The sequence below is a fragment of the Bartonella sp. AA2SXKL genome (genome assembly GCF_042197205.1).
Classification (GTDB): Bacteria; Pseudomonadota; Alphaproteobacteria; order Rhizobiales; family Rhizobiaceae; genus Bartonella.
This window is the reverse complement of record NZ_JBHIRN010000002.1, coordinates 61,103-72,511: the sequence shown is the minus strand read 5'-3', so window position 1 is coordinate 72,511 and position 11,409 is coordinate 61,103. Positions and strand designations below refer to the sequence as shown.

The window sequence follows — 11,409 nt, the reverse complement described above, 5'->3', positions numbered from 1 at the left end:
TACAATGAACGATACAGTAACCGATCAAACACACGCTATATCCGTAAACCAATTACGCTCTTTTATCGAACGTATTGAACGACTAGAAGAAGAGAAAAAAACCATTTCTGATGATATTAAAGACGTTTACACTGAACTTAAAGGCTCTGGTTTTGATAGTAAAGCTGTTCGAAGCATTATACGGCTGCGTAAAAAAGAAGAGCATGAAAGAATGGAAGAAGAAGCAATCATTGAACTTTATAAAAATGCGCTTGGTATGAATTAAAACCATTGATAACATTGGAAATTTTCTTAAGAAAAGAAAATACAAAAAACAAATGGCAAAAAATAAATGAATGTATAAAAATTTCACCCAACAATAAGCCGTTTGTGTAACTTGTAACGAGACTATCGGTCACAGAATACACAATATTGCAACAGCCCTCACATTTAAAAGGATTTATACAGAGAATTTTTATTCTTATTCTTCAATCATTGTTTATCCACATAAACCCTCACTTGTATGCCAACCCAGTTTGTGATGTGCAAGAGAGGTGTTTTTTATGATTAAACATCTATAAATTTGAAGTGAGAAAGTCTTCCGATATTGAGGACTCTCTTCAAATTGAAAAAAATGAATTATGATGATAAATCAATTTATTATCTACGAAAAGAAACATATGAAAGCGGTCAGCAGTTGAAACCCGCTAAACGAGAGTCTGAACCGTTTACAAAAGAAGAGGTGGTTAAGGATCTTCGTCTTTTAGGATAGGGAAAAGTGCAGCATATTTACACATTTGATAAAAAGACCCTTATCAAAACTTTATTCGAATCTATTAACGGACTCATAAAGATCATTGATTCGAGAGGTTAGAATGTGATCTCTCCATTTTCCAGAAATCATCAAATAGTCTTTGGCATAGCCTTCTTTTTCAAAATGAAGGCGTTTTAATAAACGTTCGCTTTTTATGTTCTCAGGTCTATAATTTGCCATCACTCTATGCAGATGATAAACATGAAAGATATGGCGTATTAGAGCCGATAAACTCTCAAACATGAGACCTTTGCCTTGTTGTTTTTCATCAAGAGAAAAACCAAGATGACAGGCTTGAAAAACACCCCGAACCACATTTGTAAAATTCACAACACCGATGACTGTGTTTTCATTTTTTAATCGTACAGCATATCGGTATGCTTGTCCCTGTGCGCTTTCATAAGCAAATGCATTGGCTCGTGTTTCCCAAGCTGTTAGGCTGTGGTAACCATCAGATCTAACAGGTTCAAAAGGACGCAGATGATTCGCATTACGGAGGAAATAAGAAGACAGTTCAGCTGCATCTTCTAAACCGATCAATGTGGAAATTGTTCGCTTTGTTTTAATTGCCATCATTTTCTCCTCCTAGACAATGTCACAATAACACGTTGATTTATCTTAACAAATCATCATTTTTAAACTCAAATCATAATGTCGAATACAGTAAGCTTTTCTCATCACAACACTTCTTACGTTAGAATCAATGAGGATCTTTTGCTTTTCCGTCATAAGTGGGGGTGGTATGTTTAAAGCATAAGGTAAAGACAGGGGAATATTTCTTATGAATGCTCTCAAGTTCTAAGGGGCGCTGTAGCAACATTGGGGACTGGCAAAGTATGCAAGGGAATTGGCGTACTTCCATATACGAAATTTTGAAAAAACTTACGGCAAAGATAGTTTTGTTTCTTTGCCTTGTAAGCTCAGAGCATGCTTGTTTTGCGCTACCATATCACTGCTCCCCCGTATACAAATCCCAATGACCATCGCCTTGAGATGCTATATGTTACAGTGCAATCTAAAAAGTCTCTGCCATAACTCGTCAACAACACTGTTCCCGCTAAATCAGCGACAAACTCTTGTAACAAATTAAAGAAAAGCGATGATGCAATACAAATCTTTTAAAGTTTTTTAGATATTATCGTGAACACGATTCCATTTCTTCGCGTAAAATTTCAAGTTCTAACCATTCTTCTTCTTTTTGTGTGCAAGTATTTTTCTTTTTTTCCAACGTTGTTGATAAACGCTCAAAACGCTCTTTATCACTGCGATAAAGGGCTGGATCAGAGAGTTCTTGCTCAATTTTTTTGATTTCGTCCTGTAAAACAGCAATTTCTTCAGGCAATTTTTCCAATGCATAAACCTGCTTATAAGACAATTTACTTCGTGTTTTTTTCTCTCGCCCTATCAAGCTATGATCTATTGATGTATCCTGTTTTGAAAGCTCTCCCACATGAGATTTTGAAGGTGTTTTACGTTGCGATAATTCTGTTTTTTTGCGTTGTAAACGAAGAGCATGCTGGTTTTGCGCCATCATATCACTATAGCCGCCCGCATACAAAATCCAATGACCATCACCTTGAGGTGCCAACATATGCGTTACAGTACGATCTAAAAAGTCTCTGTCATGGCTGACCAACAATACTGTCCCCGCAAAATCAGCAATAAATTCTTGCAACAAATCCAAAGTTTCCATATCCAAATCATTGGTCGGTTCATCAAGAATCAAAAAGTTTGCAGGACGAGAAAGAAGTCGTGCAAGCATGAGGCGTGCTCTTTCTCCCCCAGAAAATTCTTTAAGGGGAGTGCGTGCTTGTTCCGGTGAAAATAAAAAGTCTTTCATATAAGAAACCACATGCCGCTCCAACCCATTGATCACAAGAGTATCACCTCTTCCTCCCGTTAAATAATGCGCTAAAGTTTCTTCTTCATTTAAAATACGTTGCTGATCAAGCAATGCCATAGAGAGGTTATAGCCATGCCTCACCGTTCCACTATCCACGGCTTCTTGCCCAATTAATGCAGAAAGGAGCGTTGTCTTTCCGATTCCATTGGGTCCTACCAAACCGATTCGATCACCCCGCTGAATGCGCAAAGAGAAATCTTTCACGATAATGCGATCACCATAGGATTTTGAAATTTTCTTTGCTTCAAGCACCAATTGCCCAGAATCATGACTTTTTGCTGCTGTCAAAAGTGCATTTCCTGGCTGCCCTTTATAGGTTTGATGACGCTGTCTTAAGTCTTTTAATTCGCCTAAGCGCCGTACATTACGCTTACGCCGTGCGCTCACGCCATAACGCAACCATTGCTCTTCACGAGCAATTTGGCGCCCCAATTTATGCTGTTCGATGGCTTCTTCTTCCAGTGCTTTATCACGCCAATTTTCAAACTCAGAAAAACGCTTTTCCAGTCTTTTGGTTGTGCCACGATCAAGCCATACCGTTGACCGTGTAACATTTTCTAAAAATCGTCGATCATGGGAAATCACCACAATCGCTGAACGCAAAGAAGCCAAAACAGCTTCCAGCCATTCAATAGTTGGTAAATCAAGATGATTGGTTGGTTCATCTAAGAACAAAATATCGGGTTTTGCAGCAATGGCCCGTAACAATGAAACACGCCGCTTTTCGCCTCCCGAAAGCGTTTCCAATTTTTCCGTCCCAGAAAACCCTAAATTTGTGCGAAGCGTATTAATCCACTGAACATCAGATATATCATCCAGCCCCGCTTCCATATAAGCGTTAATATCTTCAAATCCTGAACAATCCGGATTTTGTGAGACATAACGGAGCGTTACTCGCGGGTGGCGAAAAATTTCGCCACCATGAGGTTCTAATATTCCTGCGGCAATTTTTAATAAGGTCGACTTTCCACAACCATTACGGCCAACCAACGCAATACGCGCCCCCTGCTCAACCGATAAAGAAGCTTGATTGAGCAAAGGCGTTTTTCCAAAATTTAAGAAAATGCGGTCAAGCCGCAAAAGCGGCACCGCCATTAACGAACGCGGCGCGGACAAGGTGCTTTATACATCACCCCTCTTGCATCACGGTAAGCACACAATTGCCGTACAGGAACTCTCTGTCCACAAGGTGCTTGGTAAACATGCCCTCTACGACCACGATACGTGCACAATTGTGATACCTGTCTTTGTTGTTTTCTTTGATTTGCAGCTGCACCTGTTACTGTTCCAGCCAAAGCACCAAATGCTGCACCGGTAAGTGCTGCTCCAGGCGTACTTCCACCAATAGCAGTTCCAGCCAAAGCACCGATCGCCGCTCCTCCTACGCCGTAACGTGCAACGCGTTCATCGTTTGTAGTACAAGCGACTGAACTGAAACCAATGGCTGAAACAACGGCCACTTTAAAAATTGATTTTAACATATCAAAACCTTTCCTTCTCAAGATCAATACATATATCGTTTATGTCGGCACTTCATCACTAGGCCCCCCCCTGCCTTATTCAGAATATATTTGGAAGAGCTTTATGGAATAGATACAGACGCTAACAATATAGCTTTTCCAGAACCTAAATAGCAAGAAAAGGTTCCACAAATACGGTTAGAAAGTGTTAAAGAAGAGCCAAATGACACATTTTTGTCACAAATTGGCCATTTTACCCCTTTAAGAGTCAAGCCTTTTAAATCAGAAAAGCCGATAATACTAAACAAACATCCCTTAGGCAAATCATACGAACAAGGTTTTGACAAAACCGGCCAACCTTCTTCCGAACCGCTTGTCAACAACACTGAAATACCCCTTTCAGCCATCATCAACGCTTGCGTCATATGAGAAAGGCTATGATCACTTCGCTCCCCTCCCAAAGCACCGCACAAAATAAGCTTTTTAGCGCCATTTTGCAGCGCTCTTTCACATGCCAGAGCACTATCTGTCATATCTTTATCAGAGGGAAAAACTTCACGCGGAACATGACTATATTGACGTATTAAGTTCTCATCTGATGAATCAAAGTCCCCTAACCACAACTCAGGCGTCACATTAAGCGCTGCCGCATGACGCATACCACCATCAGCAGCAATTACCCGACTGTTTTGAATTTTATTAAGCAAACGATCAGTGATATGAACATCCCCATTTAATAATATCGTAAATGTTGTCATGCCATACTTTGCCTTTCACAAAATTTTCTTTACAGTGCATCTTTTTATAAGTGAGAGTCATTTTTTATAAACAAAAAGCGTGATATAGCCAAACGAATCCTTATTCTTAATGCCTTTCTTAAAGAAACATACGATACAAAGATACAAATGCAATTTGCCAAATTACTCCGCAGAAATAATGTGCACCATGGTCCAACGCACCCCATTTTTCACCGCAATTTTCTTTTTCGCTCTTGCCTGTATAAAGCCACTCTCATAAGTTTAACGTTTCTCCTTTCAGCTTGTCATACACCCTTTTCTCAAAATGATAGGCTTTCTTCCACTTCTTCTAAAACGATCAAACGTACCAACAACCACAATATCTATGTCACATTAAGCGCTCTGCAACACCCACGTATTTTGCAAATGTATGGTGGCGCTTATCATGATGCAAAACTTGAACACCTTTTAGCAAAGATTGTCCGTAAACTAGCAGTTGCATCCCATAGTTCTCATCAAAGCTATTCTGTAACAATTTTAAACTCAGAAACTATCAACGCTTTTGCGCTCCCCAACGGCTCGATCTACATCACTCGTGGTATGCTGGCATTAGCCAATGATTCTTCAGAAGTTGCAGCCATTTTAGCCCATGAGATAGCACATATCAGAGCCAATCATGGCATTTTACGCCTGCAAAAAGAAGCCCAATTAAAGATGACCAATCATATGTCTTCACGTCTTCTTTCTTCTATTGGCAAAAAACTTCATAACCCTATGCAAAACAAGCAACAACTCGCGCAATTTTCCCGCAATCAAGAGCTGGAAGCTGATTCCCTTGCGCTCGAAATGCTCCAACAATCAGGATATGATCCTTTTGCTTCACCACGCTTTCTTCAAACAATGGAAGCCTACAGTGCTTTTCGTAATATTTCTGGCACCCAAAATGCCTCTCTAGATTTTTTAGCCTCCCACCCAACTACCCCTCAACGCATTCGGCTTGCGATAGAAAAAGCGCGTAAAATCAGTAAAGGGAATAGTAAAATATCCGATCATGATTCTTTTCTCAAAAGCATTGATGGCATAATTTTTGGAGGAGGCTTTTATACAGGTTTTGTACGAGGCAACCAATTTATTCACCCACAATTGCGCATAGCTTTTTCTGTTCCAAACAATTTTACAATAGAACATTCAGCACACACTGTTTGGGCCAGTGGACCAGATAAAATTGCGATTCGTTTTGACGCCATCCCACATCCTGCTGAAATATCTGCGATTGATTATTTGAAAAGCGGCTGGATTATCGGTCTAGACCAATCATCTATCCGCCCCATCACAATTCAAGGACTTACAAGTCAAGGTTTTCAAAGCCAAAGTTTACTTGGAGCAAGGGCCCATGCTACCAATGATCAATGGCAATTTGATGTGGTTGTCATTCCATTCAACAACCACATCTTTCGTTTTTTGACGGCCGCTCCACATAATTCTCGAAATTTTGCAGAAATTGCCCAAAAAACGCTACAAAGCTTTCATTCTCTTTCATCTTCACAGTTAAAAAAATTGCAGCCCTTAAAAATCCGTGTTGTCCGTGTTAAACAAGGAGAAACCGTTGCCAATCTTGCAGATAAAATGCAATACACACCATATAAAGAAAAACTCTTTCGCATCCTCAACGCCCTCTCACCAACGCAAACTTTACCCGCAGGTACAAAAGTGAAAATTATTACAGAATAAGCCTTTCTTCTCATCCGTTACAGTTTTGATTCTTTTCTGCCTGTATCACGCCCTCCCCCTTAAAGCATATTCGAAAATAAAGAGGAACACTTTAAAATCCAACTTCATCATGCCTTTATAGGTCTCCGTTTGATATATATATTTCCTCCAACTAACAGCCCCCTATCTTCCTCTGTTTATCAGTAGCGCCCCCAAGGAGGCATATTCCTAAACAAATATGAACACCCCCTAAAACTGACTTTATCATATTCTCATATGCCCCCACTTAATACATTCTCTTTCCTCCCCCCCAAAGCCTTTCACTGCTTATATATCGTAAGCGTCTTCTGAATGAACCGTAAGGAGAGCAGAACGCAATTTTTGCAAAGCCCTAGCTTCAATTTGACGCACGCGCTCTTTCGAGATTCCTAACTTTTCACCTAAAACTTCGAGAGTCGCCCCCTCTTCATTTAAGCGACGAAAGCGAATAATTTCCAACTCCCGTTCGTTGAGAATTTGCAACGCATCGTAAAGCCATTGTGTACGCCGTTGACCATCAATGACTTGCTCAATTAAAGCATCAGGAAGAGGACTATCATCCACCAAAACATCCATCTTAGCAATGGGATTATCACTGTTCTCAGAAACAGAAACACTCAAGGAATTATCAGAACTGGAAAAACGAAAATCCATCGTTTCAACATCGCGCACGGAAACACCGAGTTTTTCAGCGATTGTGCGAAAAATATCCTGTTTTGACAAAGCACTATCATCTTGTATCAGTTTTGCACGCAAACGCCGAAGATTAAAGAAAAGTGCTTTTTGCGAAGAACTCGTTCCCCCTCGAACGATTGACCAATTTCGCAAAATATAATCTTGAATAGAAGCGCGTATCCACCACGTTGCATATGTTGAAAAACGCACTTCCCGATCAGGTTCAAAACGTGCAGCTGCTTCCAATAGTCCCACATACCCTTCTTGTACCAAATCCCCCAATGGCATTTTGAAACGTTTAAAGCGATTAGCAATAGCAATCACTAAACGCATATGAGCCGCTGCAATTTGATGCATGGCATCATCATCACGTTTGTCTTTCCACCGCAGAGCCAAATCATGCTCTTTTTGTCGTTCAAGATAAGGTGCTTGCATAGCAGAACGCATCATATTACGTCCTAAGCTTTTGTCTGCATCGCTATAATTTTTGCTGCTTTTATAAACAGCATTTGAAAGATTACCCATAATAACCCCTTGCGATTAAAATTATCAAAATTGATTTGGCAACGACATCATTGTTCTTCGCTTAAAAAGAACGCAAAAGTTGTTAACTTCTGTGACCACTACTTTAACGTGTAATTTTATAATCGCAATTGTTTTTTTTACTGTCATGGTAAAACTTCTTGTCATAAGACACAATTTCACCTGCAAAATGCCTTTACAATATGCCTTTTAGCCTATGAAATATTTGAAAAAACTTTCTCTTCACTTTTCATGACAAAACAGCAAAAAAATAAAGTGATCATGCAAAAGAAATGCCGTTTTTTGATAACCGGTTCCGTTTCCTTTTAAATTGAAGAATTTATTTATGCTTTTAGCTTTACAATACAACTAATAAGTGTAATTTGCAAATATAAAGCATCCAAACTGAATGAAAACTGAATGAAAAAAGAATCATTCAAGTTTTAAAGGCGCAAAGAAACAGCAAAAAATGACAAGAGTGATTGAAGCAAACGCAACAAACGTGTTAAAGAAAGAGCACCATTATGAAATTGTCGCAAAAAGCTTTTGACCAGTGTCACACTGAGAAAGAAAATGATCATGGATAGCAAGATTGTTCAACAGAATGAGATTCTTCAAGATGATATTCTCATTGAAAAACACGGAAGGGGTAAATTTGAAGGTTTTCGTTTTTATGCCAACAAAAACAGTACCGATCAAATAGCTGAGAAGCAAATTTCAACAGAGAATGAGAGTTTGATTCTTGCTTTTTCCAAACGCGCGACACGTTTTTGTGCTTCTGCAAATGGAGATTTTACCCTCAGTTCTGATGGAATTGTGCGCTGGATTGGTCAACCCGTAGGACAACTTGTAGCAACAGAAGATTTTTTCAAACCAAAACTGATTGTTTTAGCAGATGAACAACTCACGGGAGAATCCCGCAATAACGTTGTGAAACGATTAGAACGCTTTGTCACCTTTCATTTTGAAACGACTTTAAAACCCCTGTTTGATTTGCGTAATGCTGATAATTTAACGGATTCAACAAACAGTCTTGCTTTACAACTTTTTAACTCTTTAGGGATTTTACCACGCCGCGAAGTCTTAGACATTGTCAAAAACCTTGCGCAAGAATCACGTGCCGTTCTTCGGCGTCTAGGCGTGCGTTTTGGCGCTTTTCATATCTATGTTGCCGGAATGCTTAAACCTGCTCCGGTTCAAGCCATTACTCTCCTGTGGAATCTTCAAAATGCGGGACAAGATCAAACTGGTTTGGGTGAAGTTTTTTCAGCATTATCTGCTGGTCGAACCTCTTTAATTGTTGACCCTAACTATAACCGCCAATTTTATCAATTAGCCGGCTACCGAATCTTAGGACAACGTGCTGTACGGATTGATATTTTAGAACGTCTTGCCAATCTCATCCGTCCCGCACTTCATTGGAAACAAGGAAGTGATCCCAGACCCGATGGAGCCTATGATGGCAAAAGTTTTTTTGTTACACCAGCCATGATGTCCATTCTTGGGGCCAACGGAAACGATATGGAAGAAATCCTCAAAGGACTTGGTTATCAATCGTACAGCATAAGCAATACTGTTTTTGAACAAAATCTCTTTGCACACCAAGCCTCTTCCCCTGTCAATAGGGCAATGCAAGATGTTCCTGCAGCAGAATGCGTTGGAAGTCAATGGCAAACAATAAGCGATTTAGAAACAACACGAGAAGAAAAAAATACCTCATTCCCAAACACTTCATCCTCTGGTATTGAAAAACATCTCCATAAAACCAATCGTTTACCAGCAGCTGAACCTGTTGGGAATTTCGCCAAATCCCCTCGCTCTACAGAAGAAGATAAAGTTATTTTGTTATGGCATTATAAGCATCAATTTCCCCACCATGCACAAAAAAAACGTGATAAATTAGGAAATAAGTGGCAAAATAAATCGAAGAACGCTGTAAAAAAAGCGGAATACAAAAATGAAAATTCCCCTCAAGAAGCACCATCACAAGCAAAACGCTCTCATAAGTTCCACAAATCCCAAGGAAAACATGCAAATCATAAGCCCTTTCAAAAAGAAAAGCGCCTTAATCCTGATTCACCTTTTGCGAAACTAGCTGTACTACGCGATCAACTCACCAATCATAAAAACACGCACACACTTTCCTCTAAAGAGAATTAAAGTAACAAATGGAGTTTGATCTTGACCCACGTAGTAACCGACAACTGCATTCACTGCAAATATACGGATTGCGTTGAAGTCTGCCCAGTTGATTGTTTTTATGAAGGGGAAAATATGCTTGTTATTCACCCCGATGAATGCATCGATTGTGGTGTTTGCGTGCCAGAATGCCCAGCAGAAGCGATTTTACCTGATACAGAACCAGGATTAGAAAAGTGGTTAGAACTCAATCTTCATTATGCAAACAAATGGCCTAATCTAACCACCAAAAAAGATCCTCTTCCTCAAGCAAAAGAAATGGATGGTGTTCCAAATAAATTAGAAAAGTATTTTTCAGAAAATCCAGGAAGTGGCGAAGAGTAATGATAAAGTGTACACTCTCCTCCTTCAACGATTGAAAGACTTCTCTTGTAAAAATAAAAAATCCTTAAGCGAAATGATTGATTCTTTTAAATTTTGATGTTAGTGTTATTTTAACATGATCATCTTTCTAAGTATTTTTCTTTGCTTGTTATAGTAAAGCGGTGTATTTTTTTTTGATTTAAAAGTACTCGGCTTTTATGCTCACTTAATTGGTACAATATACTTGGTTAAAGAAAACTCAACCCTCAGGTTTATAACCTGTTTTCCGATACATTTGTTGATCATAAGGGAGTAAACTAAAATATGGCATCCCAACATGGAACGTCTTCCAAGACCAAAGAATTTGCAACCTCTGAATATATCGTCTACCCTACGCATGGAGTAGGACAAATTATAGCGATTGAAGATCAAGAAGTTGCAGGACATAAATTAAAACTTTTTGTCATTCATTTCGCGAAAGATAAGATGGATGTCAAAGTCCCCATTGCAAAAGCCCTTTCCGTTGGAATGCGTAAATTATCTGCTAGTGATTCTGTCGAACGTGCCTTAAAAGTTTTACGTGGAAAAGCACGCGTTAAACGGACCATGTGGTCACGTCGTGCACAAGAATATGATGCTAAAATCAACTCAGGAGATCTTATTTGTATCGCCGAAGTGGTCCGTGATCTTTTCCGCTCTAATCTACAGCCTGAACAATCTTACTCTGAGCGCCAACTTTATACAGCTGCTCTTGAAAGAATGGCCCGCGAAATTGCGGTTATTAATAGTCTTTCTGAAACAGAAGCTATCAATCTCATAGAGATGCATCTCTCCAACAAGCCGGAACGCGAGTTTAAAACTGAGAGAGAAGAAACAGATGAAAACAGTAAAGCTGTCTACGCTGCATAATACACTCTTTCATCATAATGATGATATTTCGATAAAACCAGCGAAAAGCTGGTTTTATTTTTTAACATCCTCTCTGCCCTTAAGGACAAAGTTTCTTAACCAGCGCCAATCTATAAACAATCTAACTTTTCGACAAATTCCTCTTCCTCATTTTCTTTC

The 11,409-nt window shown here is 39.4% G+C and carries 11 protein-coding genes; 5 read left to right on the top strand and 6 right to left on the bottom strand.

The window, feature by feature from the left end:
• The first annotated feature begins 4 nt into the window (after positions 1 to 4).
• The gene (locus tag ACFINS_RS01535) at positions 5 to 265 is read left to right on the top strand and encodes a DUF2312 domain-containing protein (RefSeq protein ID WP_005774567.1); all 261 of its coding nucleotides are present in this window, start codon (positions 5 to 7) and stop codon (positions 263 to 265) included.
• 537 nt (positions 266 to 802) lie between these two features.
• On the opposite strand, the gene rimJ is transcribed toward ACFINS_RS01535, so the two are convergent.
• The 4 genes from rimJ to ACFINS_RS01515 form a co-directional block, all read right to left on the bottom strand.
• Positions 803 to 1,366 carry a ribosomal protein S5-alanine N-acetyltransferase gene (rimJ, locus tag ACFINS_RS01530; protein ID WP_375628687.1) on the bottom strand — a complete coding sequence of 188 codons (564 nt, stop codon included), beginning with the start codon at positions 1,364 to 1,366 and terminating at the stop codon, positions 803 to 805.
• Between the two features lie 562 nt (positions 1,367 to 1,928).
• On the bottom strand, positions 1,929 to 3,791 hold the full coding sequence (locus ACFINS_RS01525) for an ABC-F family ATP-binding cassette domain-containing protein (RefSeq protein WP_375705874.1): 1,863 nt from the start codon (positions 3,789 to 3,791) through the stop codon (positions 1,929 to 1,931).
• Positions 3,791 to 4,177 carry a hypothetical protein gene (locus ACFINS_RS01520; RefSeq protein WP_375611735.1) on the bottom strand — a complete coding sequence of 129 codons (387 nt, stop codon included), beginning with the start codon at positions 4,175 to 4,177 and terminating at the stop codon, positions 3,791 to 3,793. The genes ACFINS_RS01525 and ACFINS_RS01520 overlap by 1 nt, the downstream gene beginning before the upstream one ends.
• 101 nt (positions 4,178 to 4,278) lie before the next feature.
• Complete coding sequence (locus ACFINS_RS01515) at positions 4,279 to 4,914, bottom strand: thiamine diphosphokinase (RefSeq protein WP_375705791.1); 636 nt, start codon at positions 4,912 to 4,914, stop codon at positions 4,279 to 4,281.
• Positions 4,915 to 5,061: 147 nt separating this feature from the next.
• Between ACFINS_RS01515 and ACFINS_RS01510 the strand changes: the two genes are divergently transcribed.
• Positions 5,062 to 6,624: a M48 family metalloprotease gene (locus ACFINS_RS01510; RefSeq protein WP_375705790.1), complete on the top strand. Its 1,563-nt coding sequence runs from the start codon at positions 5,062 to 5,064 to the stop codon at positions 6,622 to 6,624.
• A gap of 306 nt (positions 6,625 to 6,930) precedes the next feature.
• On the opposite strand, the gene ACFINS_RS01505 is transcribed toward ACFINS_RS01510, so the two are convergent.
• On the bottom strand, positions 6,931 to 7,842 hold the full coding sequence (locus tag ACFINS_RS01505; RefSeq protein WP_015856975.1) for an RNA polymerase factor sigma-32: 912 nt from the start codon (positions 7,840 to 7,842) through the stop codon (positions 6,931 to 6,933).
• A gap of 440 nt (positions 7,843 to 8,282) precedes the next feature.
• The gene (locus ACFINS_RS01500; RefSeq protein WP_375637565.1) at positions 8,283 to 8,420 is read right to left on the bottom strand and encodes a hypothetical protein; all 138 of its coding nucleotides are present in this window, start codon (positions 8,418 to 8,420) and stop codon (positions 8,283 to 8,285) included.
• Between ACFINS_RS01500 and ACFINS_RS01495 the strand changes: the two genes are divergently transcribed.
• The 3 genes from ACFINS_RS01495 (at position 8,419) to ACFINS_RS01485 (ending at position 11,250) form a co-directional block, all read left to right on the top strand.
• The gene (locus tag ACFINS_RS01495; protein ID WP_375611732.1) at positions 8,419 to 9,999 is read left to right on the top strand and encodes a hypothetical protein; all 1,581 of its coding nucleotides are present in this window, start codon (positions 8,419 to 8,421) and stop codon (positions 9,997 to 9,999) included. The genes ACFINS_RS01500 and ACFINS_RS01495 overlap by 2 nt on opposite strands.
• Before the next feature lie 21 nt (positions 10,000 to 10,020).
• On the top strand, positions 10,021 to 10,362 hold the full coding sequence (gene fdxA, locus ACFINS_RS01490; RefSeq protein WP_015856977.1) for a ferredoxin FdxA: 342 nt from the start codon (positions 10,021 to 10,023) through the stop codon (positions 10,360 to 10,362).
• Positions 10,363 to 10,665: 303 nt separating this feature from the next.
• Positions 10,666 to 11,250 carry a CarD family transcriptional regulator gene (locus tag ACFINS_RS01485; RefSeq protein ID WP_273790499.1) on the top strand — a complete coding sequence of 195 codons (585 nt, stop codon included), beginning with the start codon at positions 10,666 to 10,668 and terminating at the stop codon, positions 11,248 to 11,250.
• The last annotated feature ends 159 nt before the right edge of the window (positions 11,251 to 11,409 follow it).